This is a genomic window from Cryptosporangium phraense (assembly GCF_006912135.1).
Lineage (GTDB): Bacteria > Actinomycetota > Actinomycetes > Mycobacteriales > Cryptosporangiaceae > Cryptosporangium > Cryptosporangium phraense.
Genome location: NZ_VIRS01000048.1, coordinates 1 through 22,825, shown reverse-complemented (window position 1 = coordinate 22,825; position 22,825 = coordinate 1). Strand labels below are relative to the sequence as shown.

General features: G+C 71.3%; 17 protein-coding genes and 1 pseudogene. 11 read left to right on the top strand and 7 right to left on the bottom strand.

What is annotated here, in order from left to right:
• Window positions 1-19 precede the first annotated feature (19 nt).
• Window positions 20-3,769, bottom strand: a complete 3,750-nt coding sequence (locus FL583_RS36715; protein WP_142709522.1) for an ABC transporter ATP-binding protein — start codon at window positions 3,767-3,769, stop codon at window positions 20-22.
• A gap of 788 nt (window positions 3,770-4,557) precedes the next feature.
• On the opposite strand from FL583_RS36715, the pseudogene FL583_RS42145 reads away from it, so the two are divergent.
• A pseudogene (locus FL583_RS42145) lies at window positions 4,558-5,017 on the top strand (IS3 family transposase); the annotation flags it as partial.
• Between the two features lie 429 nt (window positions 5,018-5,446).
• Here the strand turns inward: FL583_RS42145 and FL583_RS36705 are convergent.
• Window positions 5,447-6,379: a helix-turn-helix domain-containing protein gene (locus FL583_RS36705; protein ID WP_142709520.1), complete on the bottom strand. Its 933-nt coding sequence runs from the start codon at window positions 6,377-6,379 to the stop codon at window positions 5,447-5,449.
• Window positions 6,380-6,549: 170 nt separating this feature from the next.
• Between FL583_RS36705 and FL583_RS36700 the strand changes: the two genes are divergently transcribed.
• From FL583_RS36700 to FL583_RS36685, 4 genes are read left to right on the top strand one after another with little or no spacing between them, the layout of a single operon-like run.
• Entirely contained in the window at window positions 6,550-7,500 is a 951-nt protein-coding gene (locus FL583_RS36700) for a carbohydrate ABC transporter permease (RefSeq protein ID WP_142709519.1), read from the top strand.
• The gene (locus FL583_RS36695) at window positions 7,497-8,318 is read left to right on the top strand and encodes a carbohydrate ABC transporter permease (protein WP_142709518.1); all 822 of its coding nucleotides are present in this window, start codon (window positions 7,497-7,499) and stop codon (window positions 8,316-8,318) included. Before FL583_RS36700 ends, FL583_RS36695 begins: the two co-directional genes overlap by 4 nt.
• A 2-nt stretch (window positions 8,319-8,320) precedes the next feature.
• A complete protein-coding gene (locus FL583_RS36690) occupies window positions 8,321-10,966 on the top strand; it encodes an alpha-L-rhamnosidase (RefSeq protein WP_205752778.1) in 2,646 nt (881 codons plus the stop codon).
• Window positions 10,966-12,249, top strand: a complete 1,284-nt coding sequence (locus tag FL583_RS36685; RefSeq protein WP_142709516.1) for an ABC transporter substrate-binding protein — start codon at window positions 10,966-10,968, stop codon at window positions 12,247-12,249. The genes FL583_RS36690 and FL583_RS36685 overlap by 1 nt, the downstream gene beginning before the upstream one ends.
• Window positions 12,250-12,288: 39 nt before the next feature.
• Here the strand turns inward: FL583_RS36685 and FL583_RS36680 are convergent, their stop codons facing one another.
• The gene (locus FL583_RS36680; protein WP_142709515.1) at window positions 12,289-12,504 is read right to left on the bottom strand and encodes a hypothetical protein; all 216 of its coding nucleotides are present in this window, start codon (window positions 12,502-12,504) and stop codon (window positions 12,289-12,291) included.
• Window positions 12,505-12,659: 155 nt separating this feature from the next.
• Here FL583_RS36680 and FL583_RS36675 point away from each other — a divergent pair, with 155 nt between their 5' ends.
• Window positions 12,660-14,003, top strand: coding sequence for a GH1 family beta-glucosidase (locus FL583_RS36675; protein ID WP_142709514.1), 1,344 nt, complete (start codon window positions 12,660-12,662; stop codon window positions 14,001-14,003).
• Here FL583_RS36675 and FL583_RS36670 read toward each other — a convergent pair.
• From FL583_RS36670 to FL583_RS36655, 4 genes are all read right to left on the bottom strand, one after another.
• A complete protein-coding gene (locus FL583_RS36670) occupies window positions 13,978-15,261 on the bottom strand; it encodes an ATP-binding protein (protein WP_142709513.1) in 1,284 nt (427 codons plus the stop codon). The genes FL583_RS36675 and FL583_RS36670 overlap by 26 nt on opposite strands.
• Before the next feature lie 112 nt (window positions 15,262-15,373).
• Window positions 15,374-15,880 carry a 2-C-methyl-D-erythritol 2,4-cyclodiphosphate synthase gene (gene ispF / locus FL583_RS36665; RefSeq protein WP_170324065.1) on the bottom strand — a complete coding sequence of 169 codons (507 nt, stop codon included), beginning with the start codon at window positions 15,878-15,880 and terminating at the stop codon, window positions 15,374-15,376.
• Window positions 15,881-15,978: 98 nt separating this feature from the next.
• Window positions 15,979-16,692 carry a 2-C-methyl-D-erythritol 4-phosphate cytidylyltransferase gene (ispD, locus tag FL583_RS36660; RefSeq protein WP_142709512.1) on the bottom strand — a complete coding sequence of 238 codons (714 nt, stop codon included), beginning with the start codon at window positions 16,690-16,692 and terminating at the stop codon, window positions 15,979-15,981.
• Entirely contained in the window at window positions 16,682-17,164 is a 483-nt protein-coding gene (locus FL583_RS36655) for a CarD family transcriptional regulator (RefSeq protein WP_142709511.1), read from the bottom strand. The genes ispD and FL583_RS36655 overlap by 11 nt, the downstream gene beginning before the upstream one ends.
• Window positions 17,165-17,627: 463 nt before the next feature.
• Here FL583_RS36655 and FL583_RS36650 point away from each other — a divergent pair, with 463 nt between their 5' ends.
• The 5 genes from FL583_RS36650 to disA all read left to right on the top strand — a co-directional run bounded on the left by FL583_RS36650 (window position 17,628) and on the right by disA (window position 22,811).
• Entirely contained in the window at window positions 17,628-18,365 is a 738-nt protein-coding gene (locus FL583_RS36650) for a hypothetical protein (RefSeq protein WP_142709510.1), read from the top strand.
• Window positions 18,366-19,190, top strand: a complete 825-nt coding sequence (locus tag FL583_RS36645; RefSeq protein ID WP_142709509.1) for a UbiA family prenyltransferase — start codon at window positions 18,366-18,368, stop codon at window positions 19,188-19,190.
• Window positions 19,191-19,317: 127 nt separating this feature from the next.
• Complete coding sequence (locus FL583_RS36640) at window positions 19,318-20,130, top strand: hypothetical protein (RefSeq protein ID WP_142709508.1); 813 nt, start codon at window positions 19,318-19,320, stop codon at window positions 20,128-20,130.
• A 71-nt stretch (window positions 20,131-20,201) separates the two neighbouring features.
• A complete protein-coding gene (gene radA / locus FL583_RS36635; RefSeq protein WP_142709507.1) occupies window positions 20,202-21,596 on the top strand; it encodes a DNA repair protein RadA in 1,395 nt (464 codons plus the stop codon).
• A gap of 102 nt (window positions 21,597-21,698) precedes the next feature.
• Window positions 21,699-22,811 (top strand): DNA integrity scanning diadenylate cyclase DisA, encoded by a 1,113-nt coding sequence (gene disA / locus FL583_RS36630; RefSeq protein ID WP_205752781.1) that lies wholly within the window; start codon window positions 21,699-21,701, stop codon window positions 22,809-22,811.
• The last annotated feature ends 14 nt before the right edge of the window (window positions 22,812-22,825 follow it).

Below are 22,825 nucleotides of genomic sequence, written 5' to 3'. Positions count from 1 at the left end.
ATCCCCGGACGTCCGGCTTCTAACCCACCGGGTCGACCTCGCCCCGCTCGAACAACTCGGCTTCGAGCGCCGCCGCGCCGTCTTCGGCCCACAGCCGCGCGTAGACCCCGTCGGCCGCGACCAGGTCGGCGTGCGTGCCCTGTTCGGCGATCTCGCCGTTCTCCATCACGATGATGCGGTCGGCCCGGGCCGCGGTGGCCAGCCGGTGTGCGATGACGACCGTCGTCCGGCGACGGGACAGCGCGTCTCCGGCCGCCAGCACCACGGCCTCGCTGGCCGGGTCGAGCGCCGCGGTCGCCTCGTCGAGCAGCAGCAGGTCGGGGTCGACGACCTCGGCCCGGGCCAGCGAGACGAGCTGCCGCTGCCCGGCCGACAGACCGCCGCCGCGCTCGGACACCGGGTGCCGGAACCCGCCCTGGATCGACCCGACCATCCCGATCGCGCCGACCGCCCGGGCCGCGCCCTCGACCACGGCCGGCGGGCTCTCCGGGCGCCCGTAGCTGATGTTCGATGCGACATCGCCGGTGAACAGGTGCGGCTCCTGCGGGACGACGCCGAGCCGGCCGCGATAGTCGGCCAGCCGGTATTTGCGCACGTCGACGCCGTCGATCAGCACCGCCCCGCCGGTGACGTCGTAGAACCGGGCGAGCAGCTTGAGCACGGTCGACTTGCCCGCCCCGGTCTCGCCGACCAGCGCGACGGTCTCCCCCGGCTCGATCGCCAGCGAGACGCCCCGCAGCGCCTCGGTGTCGGCACCCGCGTACCGGAACCGGGCGTCGCGCAGCTCGACCCGGCCGTCGAGCCGCTGCGGGATCGCGATCGGCTCGGTCGCGTCGACGACCGACGTCGGCGTCCGCAGCAGGTCACCGATGCGGCCGAGGCCGATGCGGGCCTGCTGGTAGCCGTCGAAGACCTGGGAGAGCTGCTGGATCGGCTGGAAGAACAACCCGAGGTAGAGCAGGAACGCGGTCAGGATGCCGGGCGTGACCCCGCCGCTGGCGATGCGGTGCGCGCCGACCGCGAGCACCGCGGCCTGCCCCAGGTCGGAGAGCACCCCGACGAACGGGAAGAACGTCGCGATGTAGGTCTGGGCCCGCATCCGGGACCGGCGGTAGGCGTCGCTGCGCCGGGCGAAGTCGGCCGCCGACCGGGACTCCCGGACGTAGGCCTGCGCGACCCGCATGCCGGAGACGTTCTCCTGAAAGTCGGCGTTGACGATGCTGACCCGCTCGCGGGCCTGCTCGTACGCGACCGCCGACAGTTTCCGGAACACCAGCGTGCCCAGGATGACCAGCGGCAGCACCGAGAGCGCGATCACGGCCAGCCCGGCGTCGGTGAGCAGCAGCGCGGCCGTGACCCCGACGATCGTCAGCACGCTGACCACGGCCGTGGCCAGGCCGGTCTGCAGGAACGTCGAGAGCGCGTCGACGTCGGTCGTCATCCGGGTCATGATGCGGCCGGCCAGCTCGCGCTCGTAGTAGTCGAGCCCGAGCCGCTGCAGGTGCGAGAAGCTGCGGATCCGCAGCAGGTACAGGACCTTCTCGCCGGCCTGCGACGCGGTGACGGTCTGGGTACGGACGGCCAGCCAGTCGACGGCCACCACCAGCACGCCGAGCACGGCGGTGACCAGCAGCGCGCGCTCCGAGCCGCCGACGACGCCGGCGTCGATCGCGTGCTGGGCCAGCAGCGGGAACGCGACCGTGGCCGCCGCGTCCAGCGCGATGAGCGCGATCGTCGCCCAGAGGAGCCAGCGCACCGGGCCGAGCAGGCGGCCGAGCCGGAACTGCGGGTCGGGCGCGCGCGGGTCGATGCCCGGGAGCGTCGGTTCCTCGGTCGCCGGGGGCAGCGCGCGCACCGCGGCCAGCAACTCGGGTGTGGCCGGCGTGCCGCCCTGGTCGAAGTGGCCGCCGCCGGCGCGGACCGGGGCGTTGATCAGCGGATCGTCGGTTTCCTCGACCTCCGGCCAGAGCGCCGGCGTCACCGCGTCGGCGTTCGGCACCGGCACCGAGCCCTGAGTGCCGACCGGGTCTTCCTCGGCCGCGTCGTCGGGGCCGGCGAGCAGGGCGCGAAACAGCGGCGAGCGGTCGGCCAGCTCGGCCTGGGTGCCGACGTCGACCACGCGGCCGCCGTCGAGCACCGCGACCCGGTCGGCGAGCGCGAGCGTCGAGCGCCGGTGCGCGATCAGGATCGTCGTGCGGTCGGCCGTGACCTGGCGCAGCGTCGCGTGGATGGCCGCCTCGGTGACGTTGTCGACCGCGGACGTGGCGTCGTCGAGCAGCAGCACCCGCGGGTCGGTGAGCAGGGCCCTGGCCAGCGCGATCCGCTGGCGTTGGCCGCCGGAGAGCGTCAGCCCGCGCTCGCCGACCAGCGTGTCGTACCCATCGGGCAGCGCGCGGATGAAGCCGTCGGCCTCGACCGCCCGGGCGACCGCCTCGACCTCGGCCTCGGTCGCGTCCGGCCGCCCGTAGGCGATGTTCGCCCGTACCGAGGCGGAGAACAGGAACGCTTCTTCGAAGACGACGCCGATCGCGCCCCGCAGGTCGGCCAGGCGCAGGTTGCGCACGTCGACGCCGCCCAGCGCCACCGAACCGCCCCGGACGTCGTAGAACCGGGTGAGCAGCAGCGCGAGCGTCGACTTGCCCGAGCCGGGCGGACCGACCAAGGCGAGTGTTTCGCCCGGCTGGACGTCCAGCGAGAGCCGGTCGAGCACGGTGTCGTCGGGGGTGTAGCCGAACTCCACGTCGTCGTACCGAATGCCGAGCGGGGTCTTCGGCAGTTCCTGGGGCTCGGCGGGGTCTTTGACGCTCGGTTCGCTCTCGATGACGTCGTAGACGCGCTCGACCCCGGCCCGGGCCAGCTGGCCCATCGTGAGCAGCCCGGACACCACCCGGGTCGCGCCGGCCAGCGTCGCCAGGTAGGCGGCGAACGCGACGAACGTGCCGATCGTGATGCGGTCGGTGAGCGCCAGCCAGCCACCGAGCGCCAGCACCGCGACCTGGCCCAGCTGCGGCAGCGCGGCCAGCGTCGGCGTGAGGACCGCGTTGATGCGGGCGGCCCGCATCCGATCGGCGAACAGCCGGCGGGCGGTGGTCTCGAGCGCGACGATCTCCCGGGTCTCCTGGGCGAAGCCCTTCACGACCCGGACGCCGGTGACCGCCTCCTCGACGCGCTCGGCCACCTCACCGGCGCGCTGCTGAGCCGACCAGGTGGCCGGGAACAACCGCTTGCGACTGCGGGTGGCCGCCCAGGCCACCGCGGGCGCGACCGCCAGCGAGACCAGCGTCAGCGGCACCGAGAGCGAGAACATCGCGACGACCGCGATGACGAACAGCAGCACCATGCCCAGCGAGAACGGGATGAACGCGAGGATGCCCTGCACGAGCTGCAGGTCGGAGATCGCGCGGGAGACGACCTGGCCGGTGCGCAGTGCGTCCTGCCGCCGTCCGTCGAACCGCTGGAGCGTCGTGAAGACGCGGTTGCGCAGATCGTGCTGGACGTCGAGCGAGAGCCGGCCGGCCGTGTACCGCCGGAAGAACGTCGCGGCGAAGCGGAGCACGGCCAGCCCGGCCAGGATGCTGACGATCAGCGTGACGCGGTCGACCCGCCCCCCGACGGCATCGTCGATGGCGGCTCGGGTGAGCAGGGGTGCGATGCCCTCCAGCAGGGTCGCGCCGAACGAAGCTACGAGTACGCCGACGACCAGCCCTGGGTGAGCCCAACACGCGGAAAACAGGCGGCGGATCCATCCGCCAGACTTCGATGTCGGCACTCTCCGAGATTACTTCGCGCCCCCGACAATCTGCCGAGCCGCGCACCTGGCCCCGGCCGGGCCTCAGCGCCCTGCGAGCCCGCGCCTTGTCCGCCGCGATTCCGGGGGCTACCCAGGGCGTGCCTCCCGCGGGCGGGCCTCCCCCGCGGCCACCTCTTGCGCGGGCGCCTCCCCCGCGACGCGCGTCCCTTCCGCAGCCGGATCTCCGCGGGCGCGTCTACTGCGGCCGGTCTTTCCGAGGGGATCTCTGCCGGGGCCGGGTCCCCGCGGGCATCTCCGCCGCAGCCGGGTCCCCGCGGGTGTCTTTTCCGCGGCCAGATCCCGCGCCTATCACCCGCGGCCGGATCTCCGCGGGCATCTCTCCCGCGTCTGAGGTCGCCGCGCGCATGTCTCCCGCGGCTGAGGTCGCCGCGGCCAGCCCTGGCCGACCCGCCGTCCAGAGCACCTGGGCATCGTGCAGCGATGGCTGGGGCCCTAGCCGTCCTCCCGTCATTCGGTCAACCCGATCGCCGTCGGCGTCCCGGCCCGGCCCGGCGCCGACCGCCGACGACCAGCTGGCTCGATGGCGGTCTCGCCCGCGACCGCCCGATCCCCACCTGCGAGAACGCCGACCGGACGGCATAGTGCCTCTCGCCGTTCCGGCTCGGTGTGCCGCCGTCCGCGTGCGAGTACCCCCGAACCCGACACGAATCCGCGTGGAAGCTTCGCTCGCGTCCTCCGAACGAGGCGCTCGCGGACCCGCACGTAATCGGGAACTCCTCCTACGTGCCGCGTCGCAGACCAGCGCGGTCATCGGCCTCAACCGGTCGAGTTTCTCCTACTGGAAGACCACCGCCGCCGATCGGGCCCGCCGGGACGCCGCCGACCTGCTGCCAGCCGGGCGGATCCGGCAGATCCACGCCGAGCACGACACGACCTACGGGGCGCCCCGGATCGCCGCCGAACTGCGCGACCAGGGCGACCCGGTCAACCACAAGCGCGTCGCGCGGGTGATGACCCGGCTCGGTGTCCGCAGGCTGCGGCTGCGCCGCCGGACCCGCACCACGATCCCGGACCCCGGCAGCGCCGAAGGCCCCCGATCTGATCGGCCGGGACTTCACCGCCCCGGCCCCGAACCAGCGCTACGTCGGTGACATCACCACCGTCATCGACCTGTGTTCCCGCAGGCTGGCCGGGTGGGCCATCGCCGACCACAGGCGCACCGAACTGGTCCTCGACGCTCTACGGGCCGCCGAACGGACCCGCGGCCGGCGTCGCCGTGTCGATGAGCACCGTCGGCAGTTCCGCCGACAACGCCCATGTCCAGAATCAGGGGTCAAGCCCCGAGGCGCTGGGCGAGCGGACGCAGGGATCGGTGGTGCGGGCGCCATGGGGTTCGAAGCCGAGTTGGCAGTCCACCATGTGACTGGTCCGCCGAGAGAGCGCTGCTTGCCCTGTCGGCCAGAATCACCTGCCAGTGCGACCGAGGGAAATCTCGGGTTGAGGGCGCGCCGGCTGATGCCCGGCCGACCCGCAGTCCTCGCGCCGATGCCGACGCGGCCCCCTCCAGACACACCGCAGCCGACTGCGGCAAAGGTCGGCCCGCGGCAGATTCGGCCGCAGCGGAGTCGGGCCAGAATGCGCTGTCACACGTCACGACGTCCAGCGCTCGGACACGCGCGCCAGAAGCAGCCGACCCTAGAACGCGTGCTCGCCGCGCGGGCGGATCTTCAACTGGGCCCTGTTCTCAGCGAACGCCTTCCGGTAAGCCGTCGCCGTCACCCCGAAATGCGCCTTGAACCGCCGCGCGAAGTAATTCTGATCAGGCCACCCCACCGACCTCCCGATCTGCGTCACCGGCTGATCAGTGTCGAGCAACAACTCAGCCGCCCGCTCCACCCGATGCCGGGCCAAGAACGCCATCGGCGGCAAGCCGGTAGACGACTTGAACAACCGCACCAGATACCCCGGCGTCAGGTGCAGCTCGTCGGCCAGGTCGGCCAGCGTCCACGGATACTCCGGGCGCTCCTCGAGCAGCCGCATCGCCGCGAGCACCGCGGTATGCGCAGGCCCCGACGCCGGCCCCGACGCCGACCTCGCCGTCGCAGCCTCCCGCGCCACGACGCTCAGCGACAGCGTCAGCCGGGCGATCATGTCCCCGTGGTGGGTCAGCGCCGACTCCGCCCCGAGCTCGGCCAGCGCGTCCAGGTGCTGCAGGCTGTCTTCCAGGCGAGCGTCCGGCAACACGGCCGTCAGCACTCCGCGACGCTGGGCGGCCATCGGGCCGGTCCACAGCAAATACCCCAGCCCGGGATCCTCCCGGGCCCAGGCGAGCTCCCGGTTGAGGATCTCGACACCGAAGCACAGGTTGTAGACCCGTAACTCCCGGCACTCCTCGTATCCGTGCCACACCCCCGGCCGCAGCACCAGCACGTCGCCACGGGAGATCGGCTCCCGCCCGGCCGGGGAGACGTGCGCGGCTTTCCCGCCCAGGACGAACGCCAGCTCGAAAAAGCTGTGCGTGTGCGTCTTCTGAATCGTGGCGTGCAGGTACCGCACGGCATACGTCTGAATGCCTTCACGCAGGTAGAGGAGCCCTAACTTGGACTCACCGACCGGGTTCTCGCGCACCTGGAGCACGATACTCGCGAAACCTCGAAGTTAATTTCGTGCTACCGGCGGCGCATCCAGGGCTATCGACACGGCAGTGACGTAGCGCATGCTTCTGCCCCAAGAACGGCCGATGAAACGTTCCAATCGGCTGACCGGCGACACCGTTGTCCGCCCCGGAGGTGAAGTTCATGCCTGCGCGCACGCGCACCCGCCCCGCGCCCGAGGCGCCGGCCCCGCCCGCCACCACGGCCCGGGTCGCGACGGGCAAGAAGCGCCGCAACACCATGTGGCTCTTCCTGCTCCCGGCCCTCGCGCTCTACGCGTTCGTCGTGCTCGTCCCGAGCGGCCGCGGCGCGCTCCTCGCGTTCACCGACTGGGACGGCCTGAGCCCCGACCGGGCCTGGGTCGGCCTGCAGAACTTCACCGCGATTCTCGACGACGCCGACGCCCGCGCCGCGGTCGGCCAGACGCTGCTCATCGCGGTCGCGATCACGATCATCCAGAACGGCGTCGGGCTGCTGCTCGCGCTGGGGGTCAACACCCGGATCAAGAGCCGGAACGTCCTGCGGGTGTTCCTGTTCGCCCCGGCCGTGATGACGCCGGTCGTCACCGGCGCGCTGTGGAAGAACCTGCTGGCCCCGGACGGCGCGGTCAACTGGGCGCTCGATTCGACCGGGCTCGGAGGACTGAAACAAGACTGGCTCGGCGACCCCAACATCGCGCTCTGGTCGATCGTCGGGGTCGTCGTCTGGCAGTTCGCCGGCTACTCGATGGTGATCTTCCTGGCCGGCCTGCAGGGCATCCCCCAGGACGTCTACGAGGCCGCCGAGGTCGACGGCGCCGGCCCCTGGACCCGGTTCCGGCACGTCGTGTTCCCGCTGCTCGCCCCGGCCACGACGATCAACCTGATGCTGTCGATCATCGGCGGCCTCAAGCTGTTCGACCAGGTCTGGGTGATGACCGGCGGCGGTCCCGGCCACTCGACCGACACGCTCTCCACGCTGATCTACAAGGACGCGTTCCAGTTCGGCGAGTTCGCCTACAGCATCGCGCTCGCCATCGTGCTGACCGTCTTCGTCGCGATCATCTCCAGCGGCCAGTACTGGCTGCTCCGCCGCCAGGAGGAGAGCTCCCGATGAGGTCCTACACCTGGCGCAGCTTCCTGCTCGAGCTGCTGATGCTCGCGGTGACGGTCGCGTTCGCGTTCCCGCTCTACGTGCTGGTCAACCTGTCGCTACGCGACCCGCACGACCCGTCGTCGGCGGCCAGCCTCACCACGTCCCCCACGCTCCAGAACTATGCGGACGCCTGGCAGCAGGCCGGTCTCGGCGGCGCGATCGCGAACAGCGCGCTGGTGACGATCGCCAGCGTCGTCGTGATCGTGATCGTCTCCTCGCTGGCCGCGTACCCGCTGGCCCGGGTGACCGCGGCCTGGTCGCGCGGAGCATTCCTGCTGATCATGCTCGGCCTGCTGCTGCCGTTCCAGCTCGCGCTGTTGCCGCTCTACCAGACGATCCGCGACCTGCACCTGCTCGGGACGCCGTGGGCGCTGGTGCTGTTCTACAGCGGCCTGCAGGTGCCGTTCGCGACGTTCCTCTACGTCGGGTTCCTGCGGGCGCTGCCCCGGGACTACGAGGAAGCCGCGCTGCTCGACGGCTGCACGCCGTTCCAGGCGTTCCGCAGCGTCGTGTTCCCGCTGCTGCGCCCGATCACCGGCACGGTCGTGATCCTCAACGCGGTGCTGGTCTGGAACGACTTCCTGACCCCGCTGCTGTACCTGAGCGGCAGCACCCAGCAGACGATCCCGGTCGCGATCTTCGGCTTCCTCGGCCAGTACGTCTCGCAGTGGGAGCTGGTCTTCGCCGGTCTGGTGATCGGTTCGCTGCCGATCCTGCTCGTCTACTTCGCCATGCAACGTCACATCATCAAGGGCTTCGCCGGAGGGCTGAAGGGTTGACCATGCTGACCCCGTACGCACTGAGTACTGACGGCCGCGCGACGCCGCTGGGCATCGACGAGAAGTCGCCGTTACTGTCCTGGCGCCTGCGCTCGGATCGCAACGGCGACGCTCAGACCGCCTACCGCATCCGCGTCACCGAGGGTGGCACCGAACGCTGGGACTCCGGCCGGGTCGAGTCTCCGGAGAACTCCGGAATCGCCTACGGCGGTTCCGTGCTGCGCTCCCGCGCCCGGTATGAGTGGACTGTCACGGTCTGGAATGCCGACGGTGAGGAGGCCGGCGCCGCCGACTCCTGGTTCGAGACCGCGCTGCTGCACCCGGACGAGTGGACCGCGGTCTGGATCGACCGGAACCCGCACGTGCACCCGCCGTTCGATCCGCCGGTCGTCGACGACCTCACCGACCGCACCCGACACCTGCCGGCCCCGCCGCACCTGCGCCGCTCCTTCACTCTGGACGACGCCCCGGTACGGGCCCGCCTCTACGCCACCGCCCGAGGCGTCTACGAGGCCCGCCTCAACGGCCGAAAGATCGGCGACCACGAGCTCGCGCCGGGCTGGACCGAGTACGGCACCCGGATCCTCTACCAGACCTACGACGTCACCGACCTGGTCACCGCGAGCGAGAACGTGCTCGGGGCGGTCGTCGCCGACGGCTGGTGGTCGGGGTTCGTCGGCTTCGACAGCCGGCACCAGGCCCAGCACTACGGTGCCGCCCCGCAGTTCCTGGCCCAGCTCGTGCTGGAGTTCGCCGACGGCTCGACCCGCACGATCGACACCGACGGCGAGTGGGTCGAGCGGCCGGGGGCGATCCGCTACGCCGACCTGCTGATGGGCCAGTACGAGGACGCGTCCCGGGCGCAGCCCGGCTGGGACGCGCCCGGCTACGACGCAAACGATTGGCTACCGGTCCGGGTGGTCGATCCGAATCCGGCGAACCTGGTCGCCGAGCCCGACGAACCGGTCCGGGTCACCGAGGAGCTGCACCCGGTGTCGGTCACCGCGCTCGGCGACGGCCGGCACCTGGTGGACTTCGGCCAGAACCTGGTCGGCCGGGTCCGTCTCACGGTCCGCGGAGCGAAGACCGGGCAGCGGATCCGGCTGCGCCACGCCGAGGTGCTCGAGGACGGCGAGCTCTACCTGGAGAACCTCCGCACGGCCGAGGCGACCGACGTCTACCTCGCGGCGGGACAGCCGGTCGAGGTCTTCGAGCCGACGTTCACGTTCCACGGCTTCCGGTACGTGGAGGTCGTCGGCTACCCCGGGCTGCTGCACGCGCAGGACGTCGTCGGACGCGTGCTGCACAGCGACACGCCGTTCACCGGGACGTTCGAGTGCGATGACGAGATGGTCGACCAGCTCCACCGCAACATCCGGTGGGGGCAGCGGGGCAACTGGGTCTCGGTGCCGACCGACTGCCCGCAGCGGGACGAGCGGCTGGGCTGGCTCGCCGACGCCCAGATCTTCGCCCCGACCGCGATGCGCAACGCCGACGTGCAGGCGTTCTTCGCCCGCTGGCTCGCGGACGTGCGGGCGGCGACCACGCCCGAAGGGGTGTTCCCCGACATCGCGCCCCGGGTGGCCATGCTCACCGAGGGGGCACCCGCCTGGGGCGACGGCGGCGTGATCATCCCGTGGCTGCTGTACCGGGTCTACGGCGACGTGCGGACGCTCGAGCGCTCGTACGACTCGATGGCTGCCTGGGTCGATCACGTGCACCGCCACAACCCCGACCTGATCTGGCGGAACCGGACCGGCAACAACTACGGGGACTGGTTGCAGGTGGACGCGGACACGCCGCGAGCTCTCCTGGCTACCGCGTACTTCGCACAGAGCGCGGCGCTGATTGCCAGCGCGGCACGCGTAATAAAAAAGGACGCGCAACCGTACGAGGACCTGCACGCGCGCATCAAGGACGCGTTCATCGACGCGTTCGTCGAAGACGACGGACGGGTCGTGGGTGACACCCAGACGGGTTACCTGCTCGCGCTCGCGTTCGACCTTCTGCCTTCGCACCTGGTCGAGCCCGCGTTCGAGCGGCTCGCCGCTGACGTCGAGAAGCGGGACCACCACCTCACCACCGGGTTCGTGGGTGTGGCGCTGCTCTGTCCGACGCTGGCCGCGCACGGGCGGGCCGACCTGGCCTACGCGCTGCTGCACCAGGACACGTACCCGTCGTGGGGGTACTCGATCGTCCACGGGGCGACCACGATCTGGGAGCGCTGGGACGGCTGGACGGCCGACCGGGGCTTCCAGGCCGCCCAGATGAACTCGTTCAACCACTACAGCCTGGGATCGATCGGCGACTGGCTCTACGGCGGCGTGGCGGGCATCGACCAGGCGCCCGACTCGGTCGGTTACCGGTCGCTCGTCCTCCGGCCGACGATCGGCGGCCGCCTCGGGTTCGCGCGGGCCTCGCAGGAGACGGTCCGCGGGCGGGTCGCCTCGGGCTGGCGCCTGGCCGACGGCGAGGTCGTCGTCGACGTCGAGATTCCGCCGGGTTCGACCGCGGAGCTGACCGTTCCCACCTCGGATCCCTCGTCGGTCCGGGACGCCGACGGCGAGGCCGTCGGAGCGCAGCTCCGGCTGGAGTCCGGGACCTACCGCTTCACCGCTCAACCCCCCACCCCCAAGAAGGGACACTGATGTCCATCAGAAAGCGGTTCCTGACCGCCGCTGTGGTTGCGGCGCTCACTGCGCTGACGGCGGCCTGCGCGGGCGGCACGAACGCGGCCAACGACAACGGCGGCGACAGCAGCGGCGGCACGCTCAAGCTCGCGTCGGTGGCCAGCGACAAGGCCGGCGCCGAGGCCCTGATCGCCGCGTTCAAGAAGAACCACCCGGACGTGAACTTCACGACCTCCTACGCCGACACCGACCAGTACCAGGGGACGCTGCGCACGCAGCTGGCCAGCGGTACCGCTCCGGACGTGTTCTTCGCCTGGCCGGGCAACGGCAACCCGGGCGCGATCGAGGTGCTGGCGCCCAGCGGCTACCTGCTGGACCTGTCCGACCGGCCGTGGGTGAAGGACATCCCGAGCGGGATCAAGCCGGTCACCGTGGTCGACGGCAAGACCTACGTGGTGCCGGAGACGTTCGCCGGCATCGGCGCGCTCTACAACAAGAAGGCGCTGGCCGACATCGGCGGCAAAGAGCCGACGACCTACAGCGAGATGCTGACGCTCTGCGACACCGCGAAGTCCAAGGGCAAGGTGCTGTTCGCGCTGGGCAACCAGACGAACTGGGTCACCCAGCTCGCCGACTACGCACTGGCCTCGACGCTGGTCTACGGCAAGACGCCGGACTTCGCCCAGCAGATGAAGGACGGCAAGGCGACGTTCGCGTCCTCGGCCTGGAAGCCCACGCTCGACAAGTACCTCGAGATGAACAAACGCGGCTGCTTCTCGGCCAACCCGCTCGGCACCTCGGTCGAGAACGCGATCTCGCAGGTCGCCGGCGGTAAGTCGGTCGGCATGATCTACGTGACGTCGGGCCTGAACCAGCTGCAGGCCGAAGCGCCGAGCGGAACCGAATTCGGAATGTTCGCGGTGCCGGCCACCGACAACGCGAGCGACACCCAGCTGCCCGGTGCGGCCGGCGGTTCCTACGCGGTGAACGCGAAGACCAAGAGCAAGAAGCTGGCGCTGGAATTCATCGACTTCCTGGGGACCCCGGAAGCGATCAACGCGTACGCAACCGCGACCGGCAACCTGCCGGGTATTCCGAACGACCAGTTCAAGGTCGACCCGGCACTGCAGCCGCTGCTCGACGCCCAGAAGGCGGGCAAGACGGTGCCGTTCATGGACCAGCTCTGGCCGAACCCCAAGGTCCAGAACGTGCACTTCGCCGCGATCCAGGACATGTTCGCGGGTAAGGCTTCACCGGACCAGGTCCTGACGCGAATGGACGAGGCGTACAAAGCTGGGTGAGCATGCGGCGGGGCGGCCCTGAAGAGGGTCGCCCCGTTCTTAGTTGGTGGTGAGCTCTAGCGCCCACCGCATCCGGTCAGCAGCAATTTCTGGATGTTCCCCGTACTCCGCCGCGAGCCAGCAGGCACAACCCGACGGGCCACCGTAGCTACGCAGGCTGTCGTCGATCGCGGCTTCCACCTGCTCCGGGCTGGGGTGCTCGGAGGGTTGCAGCGGACTGACGAACAGCGCCTCGGCCGCCACAGCTAGCGACATCTAAATCACGTCCTTCCTTCCACCTCAACTGTATGACTATCGACACACCTGGCGCTAACCGGTGGACAATTCAGGCTATTACTACCTTATCCGGCCGAAACAACGGCTTTAACTCGCGTGACGATCGCACCCAATTAGTTGACTAGGCTGCCGCCATGACGGGATTCCCGCAGTTCCCAGCTGATTTCGTCTGGGGAGTGGCGACCGCTTCATACCAGATCGAAGGCGCGGTCACCGAGGACGGACGCGGCCCGTCGATCTGGGACACGTTCAGCCACACGCCGGGAAGGACCGACAACGGCGACACCGGCGACGTCGCCGACGACCACTACCACCGCTCGGACGAGGACCTCGACCTGATGGCCGGGCTGGGCGTCGACGCCTACCGGTTCTCGATCGCCTGGCCGCGGATCCAGCCGACGGGGTCCGGGCCGGCGAACCAGCGCGGTCTGGACTTCTACGACCGGCTCGTCGACGGCCTGCTCGCCCGCGGGATCACTCCGGCGGCCACGCTCTACCACTGGGACCTGCCCCAGGCGCTGGAAGACCGGGGCGGCTGGCTGCAGCGGGAGATCCCGGAGCGGTTCGCGGAGTACGTCGCCCTGGTCGCGGACCGGCTGGGCGACCGGGTCGGGTACTGGATCACGCTCAACGAGCCGTTCGTCGTCACCGCGTTCGGGTACGCGCTCGGCACGCACGCGCCCGGCCACCGGCTGCTGGCGGGGGCGTTCCCGGTGGCGCACCACCAGTTGCTGGGGCACGGGCTGGCGGTGCAGGCGCTGCGGGGCGTGGCCGGCCGGGTCGGGGTCACGAACGCGCTCGCGCCGGTGCATCCGGCGTCGTCGTCCCCGGAGGACGAGTTGGCCGCCGGGGTACTGGATCTGCTACACAACCGCACTTACAACGATCCGCTGCTGACCGGCCGGTACCCGGACGAGCTGGCCGCGGTCTACCGGGGCGCGGATCTCTCCGTGATCCGCGACGGCGACCTCTCGCTGATCTCCGCTCCGCTGGACTTCCTCGGTGTGAACTTCTACAACCCGCACCGGGTGCGCGCGGGCGGTCCGGAGCAGCTCGGCACCGAGATCGTCGAGTATCCGGGCGCTCCGACGACCGCGATGGGCTGGCCGGTGGTGCCGGAGGCGTTCACCGAGCTGCTGACCGGCCTGGTGACCCAGTACGGCTGCGCACTGCCGCCGATCTACGTCACCGAGAACGGCGCCGCGTACGACGACCGTCCCGATCCCGACGGCCGGGTGCAGGACGACGACCGGATCGCGTACCTGGACGCCCACCTCCGGGCCGTTCACGCGGCGATGGCCGCCGGGGTCGACGTCCGGGGGTACTTCTGCTGGTCGCTGCTCGACAACTTCGAGTGGTCGGAGGGCTACGACAAGCGATTCGGGCTGGTTCGCGTCGACTACGACACGCTGCGCCGGACCCCGAAGGCGTCCTACGACTGGTACCGGGCGGTCATTGCTTCCGGCGATGGATCCTGAGGTAGGCGTGCAGGTCTTCGTAGCTGCCGTCGGAGGGGCCGGCGGCGGCTCGGGCCAGGTCGAGCCAGACGCCGACGCTCGGGCGCACCCGCCGGGCCGCGGCGGCCAGGTCTTTCTCCTCGATCGGGCGGGCCTGGCCGAGTCGCAGCGAGTCCGAGAGTGCCGAGTCGGCCGCTGACTCCACGACCCGCTGCAGGTCGGCGGCCGAGTACCCCTCGGTCGCCTCGGCGAGGACGCCCAGGTCGAAGTCGGCCACCAGGCGATTCTGCAGCTGGTAGCGCAGGATCACGCTCCGGGCCGCGGCGTCGGGCGGACCGACCAGCACCATCCGGTCGAGCCGACCGGCCCGGCGCAGGGCCGGGTCGAGGTCCCAGGGGCGGGTGGTCGACGCGACGACGAACACGCCGCTGTCGCCGCGGGCCAGCGAGTCGAACTCGAACAGCAGCTGGTTGACGACCGTCCGCAGCATGCTCGGGTTCTGGAGCCGCGACCGCTTCGGGCCGATCGCGTCCACGTCGTCGAGGAACAGGACGCACGGGGCCGACCGCCTCGCGGTGGCGAACACGGCCCGGAGCCGCCGCTCGGCCGCCGAGCTGGAGGCCATCGCCGCGACGGTGGTCGTCGGCCGGTCGAGGACGTCTTCCCGCCCGACCCGGTAGTAGCTGGCGCGGAGTTCTCCGGCGATCGCCCGGGCCAGGAACGCCTTGCCGCAGCCGGGCGGCCCGTAGAGCAGGACGCCGCCGGTCGTCCGCATGCCGAACGCGCGGGCGAACGCCGGGTTGCGCACCGGGGCGATCGAGCGCTCGATCCGCTGCTTGGCGTCGATCGCGCCGGCCACGTCGGCCAGCGTCAGGTCCGTGACGACGACGCCGTCGACGTCACCGGGGCCGACCGGATCGGGCAGCCCGTCGGGCACCTGGTCGGCCTGCGGTAAGTCCTGGACCTGGGCCTCGGCGGCGTCCCAATCGAAACCGGAGCGGCCGACCATCGCGGGGTCGGCGCTGGGGCGGTCGGCCGCCACCCGGCTGCCCGGGCGGGCCGCGCCCAGCTCGGCCGACGCGCGGCGCAGCAGCGCGATCGCCTCCTCGTTGGCCGGGTCGGTGCGGAGCACGGTCGAGCAGTGCTCGAGGGCCTCGGCGGCGCGGCCGCGGTCGAGCAGGAGACCGGCGACGTGCAGGCGCAGCGGAACGTCGTTCGACGCGGCCGACACTGCGGCGAGCAAACTAGCCAGCAGCGGGTCATCCTCCGACCGGTTCACATTCCGCAGGGTATCGGGGTAGCCGCACGCGCGCGCGATGCTGCCGCGCACCTCACCGACAATCCACCCGAAGGGCTGAGGTTTCGTGCGTCACCCGGCGAGGTTTCGTGTGTCAGCCGGCGAGGATGAGCGCGGTCGCGATGGCGGCCAGGCCTTCGCCCTGGCCGGTGAAGCCGAGGCCGTCGGTCGTCGTCGCGGAGATCGAGACCGGGGCGCCGATCGCGGTGCCCAGCGTGCCCTCGGCCTCTTCGCGGCGGCCGCCGATCCGCGGCGAGACCCCGACGAGCTGGATCGCCACGTTGCCGATCAGGAAGCCGCCCTCACGCACGCGGCGCGCGGTCTCGGTGAGGAGTGCGACACCGGACGCTCCCGCCCATTCCGGACGGTCGGTGCCGTAATTGCTGCCCAGGTCGCCCAGGCCGGCCGCCGACAGCAATGCGTCGCAGGCCGCGTGGGCGGCGACGTCGCCGTCGGAGTGGCCGCTGAGGCCGGGCTGGTCGAGCCAGTGGAGGCCAGCGACCCAGCACTCCCGGCTCTCGTCGTAGGCGTGCACGTCGGTGCCGATGCCCACCCGCGGCAACCGCGGAGCCGGGTCGCTGACGAGCAGCGGTGCACCCAGCGGGGCCGGGCTGACCGGTGCCGGGCTCACGGGCGCCGGCAGTTGCGCGCCGAGCGCGTCCGGGATGTCGAGATCGGGAAGGGGCTCTGGTGTCGTCGTCACACCGGCGAGCCTGCCATGCCGCCCTCGGCGGCCAGCACCGCCGAGGCCACGACCAGATCGAACGGGCGCGTGACCTTCAGCGCGTTCGGATGCCCCGGCACGGTGTGCACGGGGAGGCCGAGTCGTTCGACCAGCCCGGCGTCGTCCGTCAAAGCGTCGTCGCACTCGGCGTGGGCCTTGGCCAGGACCGACCGGGAGAACCCCTGCGGGGTCTGGACGAGCCGGAGCGCCTCGCGGTCGATCGTCGACGAACCGGACGCGGTGACCTGCCGGACCGTGTCGACGACCGGCAGCACCGGGACGACGGCGGGGTGGCCGTCGCGGACCGCGGCGGCGACCGCGTCGGCGAGCTCCGGCGGAGCGAGCGCGCGGGCCGCGTCGTGGACCAGCACGATGTCGCAGTGCCCGGGCGCGGCAGCGAGCGCCGCAGCGACCGAAGCCTGCCGCGTGTCGCCACCCTCGACGACGATCAGCTCGGCGGTCATCACGACCGGCGCGAGCAGCTCGCGGACCGTCTCGGACGCGCCCGGCGGAGCGGCGACGACGACCGCGGCCACGCTGCTCGCCGTGGCCAGCCGCCGGACCGCGTGCACGACCAGCGGTTCGCCCCCGAGGTGGCGCAGGGATTTCGGGGCCCCGGGACCAAGACGCTCGCCCCGGCCAGCGGCCGGGACGAGCGCAACGGTGTCCTGTGTGGAGTTAGGACGCAAGGACCTTGTCGAGCAGCTGCTCGGCGTCGTCCTTACCGGTTCCCTCGGCGAGGGCGAGTTCGCCGACGAGGATGTCACGGGCCTTCGCGAGCATGCGCTTCTCTCCAGCGGAGAGGCCGCGCTCCTTGTCGCGCCGCCAAAGGTCACGGACGACCTCGGCCACCTTGTTCACATCGCCGGAGGCGAGCTTCTCGAGGTTGGCCTTGTAGCGACGGGACCAGTTGGTCGGCTCCTCGGTGTGGGGAGCGCGGAGAACCTGGAAGACCCTGTCCAGACCCTCCTCGCCCACCACCTCACGGACGCCGACGATCTCAGCGTTCTCAGCCGGGACGCGCACAGTGAGGTCACCCTGGGCGACCTTCAGGACGAGATACTGCTTTTCGACACCCTTGATGACCCGGGTTTCGATGGCCTCAATGAGAGCGGCCCCGTGGTGGGGGTAGACAACGGTCTCGCCGACGGTGAAAGTCATGAGTCGGAAACCCCTTTCGCTGTGTCAAGGATAACACGGCGTCACCGGGTTCGGGCATGGTCCATGCCACTGAAACCGCAGGTCAGGGGACGTGACAAAACTCTTGGAAGCTTGACACGCGGGCGTGGTTTCTGATCGGTCCGCTGGTCATCGTCGGTCGCCGAGCCCCACACAAAGGACGGTGGGCCGAGCCGGTAGGCCCACGATGTGAGATCGGCCGCAACGCCTTCGACCTGGGTGTATTGCCTGGTCGCAGCTCAGGTGAGACCCCTACGGGAGGCCCCTGACTACGGATTCCGTAGGTGGCGGGCCCCGAGAACGTGAATCATCCCCCGTCGACCGACGCAGCCCCGACGCAGGCGCTCCGGGCCCGGATCGAATGATTTCTCCCCTGATTTGGGACTGAGGTGGCGCACGGTCGATCGGTCGGTCACAGTAGGGCGAGAGCGTGGTGGAGGCGCCGATGAGCCGCCGATCTGACAGTGACGAGCCGACCAGTGACGGTCCTGGTCACGACGGTGAGATCCGGGGCCTGCCGCCGGAGTGGGGCACGATCGTCGTCCCCGACGACCTTCGTGACCTGTCCGACGAGATCGCCTCGATCCAGGCCGAAATCGCAGCCCAGAGACGTCTTCGGCGTCGGCGTCGGTGGTTGCGCCCGGGGCTGTCGGGGCCACTGTTCGCGCTGATCCTGTTCCTGGTCGCGGCGATCGGCAGCCTGATGGTGATCGTGCTGCCGAAACCGAGCCGGCCGCCCCGTCGCGAGCCGCTGGCCAGCCCGAGCGTCGCCGTCGGCGTGGCCGGCGGGCTGGTGCCGTCGCTGTCGCTGTCGGGCGACGGCGGGATGACCTCGTCGCTGCGTGAGTTCCGTCCGGCCGTACTGCTCATCTCGCCGGCCGGGTGCACCACGTGTTCCGTAGTTCGGAATCAACTGGTGACCGCCACCGACGAAACCCAGCTCACCGTCGTCTGGATTACCGAGAGTAGTCAGGCGATTACACGGATTCCGGGACTCTCGGCCGGTCGGCTGGTTTCGCTGGCTGATCCGTCGGCGATGTCGAGAACGGCGATAGCGGGCGTCTCGGCGACCGGACCGACCGCGGTCCTGGTCCGCACCGACGGCCGAATCCGGCGGATCGTGCCGAACGTCACCGACCCGGCCACGTTGCGCCCGGAGCTGGCTGCCTTGACGATCCGCTGAGTGAGGGATCTCCCGGCACTCCTCCGGTCCTGCCATCCGGAACCGGCGCTCGCCGTGACCGCGGGCGTCACCGCGCTGGCGGCCGCCTCGGGCCGGGCCCTCCCCGGTCTGGTGGCGGTGGCCGCGGCCGTCCTGACCGGGCAGCTGACGACCGGCTGGCACAACGACTGGCTGGACGCCGAGCGCGACGCCGCCGTCGGGCGGACCGACAAGCCGGTGGCCGCCGGAGCCGTGTCCCGGTCGCTCGTCGGGCGGGCCGCGCTGATCGCCGCCGTGCTCTGCGTCCCGCTCTCGTTCCTGTCCGGTTGGCGGGCGGCGCTGGTGCACCTGGCCGCGGTCGGGTGCGCGCTGGCCTACAACGCCCGGCTGAAGGCGACGCCGTTCTCCGCCGTGCCGTACGCGCTGGCGTTCGCGGCCGCCCCGGCGTTCGTGACGCTCGGGGGGTCCGGCGCTTCCTGGCCGCCGGCGTGGTTGTGGGTGGCCGGTGCGGCGCTGGGCGTCGGGGCGCACTTCGCCAACGTGCTCGGCGACCTGGAGGACGACGCGGCGACCGGTATCGCCGGGCTGCCGCACCGGCTGGGCCGGCGGGCGTCGGAGGTGGTTTCCGCGTTCTTGATGGGGCTGGTGGGCGTGCTCCTGGTGTTCGGGCCTTCCGGGCCGCCCCGGGCTCTGGCCTGGATCCTGCTGGCGCTGAGTGCGCTGGTGCTGGCGGCCGGGGCGGTGGCCGGGCGTCGGCCCGGGTCACGGGCCCTGTTCCGGGCCGTTCTGGTGGTGGCCGCGGTCGACGTCTGCCTCCTGCTGTTGAGCGGGGCGTCGCTGCGCTGAGCTGCAGTTTTGGGGGGCGGCGCGCGGCGCGCCGACCCGATGCGCAGGGCTGAACGGACCAGACACTACGCTAAGGCCGGTCTACACACCGTAGATACCCGAGGTGTGCACACGAGAGGAAGCCGCCGTGAGCCGCTCGACCACTCGGTCAGCCGGAGTCCCGAGGCGGCGCGGCCGCCGAGCCGCGACCCTGATCACGCTTGGCCTCGTCGGCGCGGCCGCCCTGACCGGGTGCAGTGCCGGCCAGGTCGCCGAGACGGCGATGAAGGTCCCGGCCATCCAGGGCATCGACGCGACCGTCGGCGACATCGCGGTCCGGGACGCGCTGATCGCGTTCCCGGCCGAGGGCGTCACCTGGCCCGCGGGCAGCGACGTGCCGCTGCGGATGCGTCTGGTCAACAACGGCGCGTCGGCCGACCGTCTGGTCTCGGCGTCGGCCGACCTGACGCAGTCGGTGCAGTTGCAGGTCGTGCCGGAGGGTGGCCAGTCGGTGGAGACGCCGTCGGCCGAGCCGAGCGCGGCGGTGTCCGAGAGCGCCTCGCCGTCGGCCGGTGAGACGACCCCCGCGGGAGCCACCAACACCCCGTCCGGTGCGGTCGAAGGCGGAACGCCGACCCCGACGCTCAGCAACGGCCAGCCCAGCCCGGCACCGTCGCGGGGCACGCCGTCGCCGGTCGTCGTCTCGGCGGTGCCGACCGCGAGCCCGGGTACGACGCTGCCGCTGGAGATCCCGGCCGGGAAGTTCGTCGCGCTCGACGCGCCGGGCCCGCAGCTGGTCATGGTGTCGACCGGCAGCCGACTCGACGCCAACCAGATGATCACCGTGACGCTGAAGTTCGAGAAGGCCGGCGACGTCTCGCTGACGCTGCCGTTCGCGCCGCCCGGCACGCCGCTGCCGCGGACGTCGCTGACGCATTCGGGTGAGGGTTCGGAAGAGTAGGTCCTGATCTGGAGGCCGGGGCCCTTGTGGGCCCCGGCCTTTTGTCGTATCGGCGCCGTAGGGTTCCTCGCATGCCATCCCGTACCGCTGCTCGTGAACGGCCCGCGTACCGCTGCTCGGAGTGCGGGAACACGGTGCCCAAGTGGGTCGGGCGGTGCCCCGAGTGTCAGGCCTGGGGCACGATCGACGAGGTCGGCGCCGGGCCGGTAGCGCTGAAGCAGGTCGGGCCGGGCCCGGTCACGTCGCCCGCGCGGCCGATCGGCGAGGTCGACGTCCGGGCGGCCAAGGCGCGTCCCACCGGGGTCGAGGAGCTCGACCGCGTGCTCGGCGGCGGCCTGGTGCCGGGGGCGGTGCTGCTGCTGGCCGGTGAGCCCGGCGTCGGTAAGTCCACGCTGCTGCTCGAGGTCGCGCACCGGTACGCGGCCGCCGGTGGGCCGCCGGCGCTGGTGGTCACCGGTGAGGAGTCCGCGGCCCAGGTCCGGCTGCGGGCCGATCGCACCGACCGGCTGCACGACGCGCTCTACCTGGCCGCCGAGACCGATCTCTCGGCCGTGCTCGGCCACGTCGAGGCGGTCTCCCCCGGCCTGCTGGTCGTCGACTCCGTGCAGACGATCTCGTCGCCCGCGCTCGACAGCGCGCCCGGCAGCGTCACCCAGGTCCGGGCGGTGACGGCGGCGCTCATCGCGTCGGCCAAGGCCCGAAACATGGCGACGATCCTCGTCGGCCACGTAACGAAAGACGGCAACGTGGCCGGCCCGCGCGTGCTCGAGCACCTGGTCGACGTCGTGCTGCACTTCGAGGGCGAGCGGCACTCGACGCTCCGACTCGTCCGCGCGGTGAAGAACCGGTACGGCCCGTCCGACGAGGTGGGCTGCTTCGAGATGCACGACCGGGGCATCCGCGGGCTGGCCGACCCGTCCGGGCTGTTCCTCACCCGGCACAGCGAGGCCGTGCCCGGTACCTGCGTCTCGGTGCTGGTGGAGGGCGTCCGGCCGATGCTGGCCGAGGTGCAGGCGCTGGTGGCACCGTCGCCGCTGCCGACGCCCCGGCGGGCGGTGAGCGGGCTCGACTCGGCCCGGGTGGCGATGATCCTCGCAGTCACCGATCGGCGCGGCCGGGTCCGGCTGGCCGAGAAAGACGTCTACACGGCGACCGTCGGCGGCGCCAAGGTCACCGAACCGGCCTGCGATCTGGCGATCGCGCTGGCGGTGGCGTCGGCGGCGAGCGATCAGGCGCTGCCGCCCGATCTGGTGGCGATCGGCGAGCTCGGCCTCTCCGGCGACGTCCGGCGGGTGGGCGGGGTCGAGCGCCGGCTCGCCGAGGCCGCGCGGCTGGGGTTCAAACAGGCGCTGGTGCCATCCGGTTCGGTCGAGCGCAAGCCGGCCGGCATCCGGGTGACCGAAGTCGACGACATCCGCGCCGCTTTGGGGCACGCGTTCAGCGCAACCATGCGTAGCCTGTCCTGACGTATTGCCCTTGCCCCCGGTGGGCATCCTGGCTTCTGTCGGCACTCCGACACGGTGCCGCCAGCTGGCCCACACCACGAAGAGCGGTGTGGCCGCCGTAGACTGCCGGAGAATCAGATACCTGGAGGTACAGCCGTGGTCGGGACGGAGCGCGAGGAGCAGCTCCGGCAGACGCTCGCCCGCATCGCGCCGGGGACCACGCTTCGGGACGGGCTCGATCGCATCCTTCGCGGCAACACCGGGGCGCTGATCGTCTTCGGTCACGACAAGACCGTCGACGCGATCTGCACCGGCGGCTTCCCGCTCGACGTCGAGTTCACCCCCACCGGGCTGCGTGAGCTGGCGAAAATGGACGGTGCGTTGGTGCTGTCCAACGACGGCTCCCGTATCGTCCGGGCCGCCGTGCACCTGATGCCCGACGCGTCGATCCCGGCCGTCGAGTCCGGTACCCGGCACCGTACCGCCGAGCGCGTCTCCCGGCAGACCGGGTTCCCGGTGATCTCGGTCAGCCAGTCGATGCGCATCATCGGCCTGTACGTCAACGGCCTGCGCTACGTGCTCGACGAGACGTCCTCGATCCTCTCCAAGGCCAACCAGGCACTGGCCACGCTGGAGCGCTACAAGCTCCGGCTCGACGAGGTGTCGGGCACGCTGTCGGCGCTGGAGATCGAAGACCTGGTCACAGTTCGCGACGCGATGTCGGTGACCCAGCGGCTCGAGATGGTGCGCCGGATCTCCGACGAGATCGCGGGGTACGTCATCGAGCTCGGCACCGACGGACGCCTGCTCAAGCTCCAGCTCGACGAGCTGATGGCGGGTGTGGACGCTGATCGCGAGCTGGTCATCCGTGACTACCTGCCGGCCGGGCGCCGGTCGCGGTCGGTGGAGGACGTGCTCGAAGATCTCGACCGCCTCTCGGCGACGGAGTTGCTCGATCTGACGCTGGTCGCCCGCGGGGTGGGGTATCCCGCGACGGCGGATGCGCTGGAGGGGGCGGTGAGTCCGAGGGGGTACCGGCTGTTGGCGAAGGTGCCGCGGCTGCCCGGGGCGGTCATCGACCGGCTGGTGGAGCATTTCGGGGGCTTGCAGAAGTTGTTGGGGGCGACCGTGGATGACTTGCGGGCGGTCGAGGGGGTCGGGGACGCCCGGGCGCGGTCGGTTCGGGAGGGGCTTTCGAGGTTGGCGGAGAGCTCGATCCTTGAGAGGTATGTGTAGGAGGGGCTGAGCGG

What these genes read in the sequence shown, in the direction of transcription:
- FL583_RS36700 (WP_142709519.1), top strand. Translation starts at nt 6,550, where the DNA reads ATGCCTGCGCGCACGCGCACCCGCCCCGCGCCCGAGGCGCCGGCCCCG.
- FL583_RS36695 (WP_142709518.1), top strand. Translation starts at nt 7,497, where the DNA reads ATGAGGTCCTACACCTGGCGCAGCTTCCTGCTCGAGCTGCTGATGCTC.
- FL583_RS36690 (WP_205752778.1), top strand. Translation starts at nt 8,321, where the DNA reads ATGCTGACCCCGTACGCACTGAGTACTGACGGCCGCGCGACGCCGCTG.
- FL583_RS36685 (WP_142709516.1), top strand. Translation starts at nt 10,966, where the DNA reads ATGTCCATCAGAAAGCGGTTCCTGACCGCCGCTGTGGTTGCGGCGCTC.
- FL583_RS36680 (WP_142709515.1), bottom strand. Translation starts at nt 12,504, where the DNA reads ATGTCGCTAGCTGTGGCGGCCGAGGCGCTGTTCGTCAGTCCGCTGCAA.
- FL583_RS36675 (WP_142709514.1), top strand. Translation starts at nt 12,660, where the DNA reads ATGACGGGATTCCCGCAGTTCCCAGCTGATTTCGTCTGGGGAGTGGCG.
- FL583_RS36655 (WP_142709511.1), bottom strand. Translation starts at nt 17,164, where the DNA reads ATGACTTTCACCGTCGGCGAGACCGTTGTCTACCCCCACCACGGGGCC.
- FL583_RS36650 (WP_142709510.1), top strand. Translation starts at nt 17,628, where the DNA reads ATGAGCCGCCGATCTGACAGTGACGAGCCGACCAGTGACGGTCCTGGT.
- radA (WP_142709507.1), top strand. Translation starts at nt 20,202, where the DNA reads ATGCCATCCCGTACCGCTGCTCGTGAACGGCCCGCGTACCGCTGCTCG.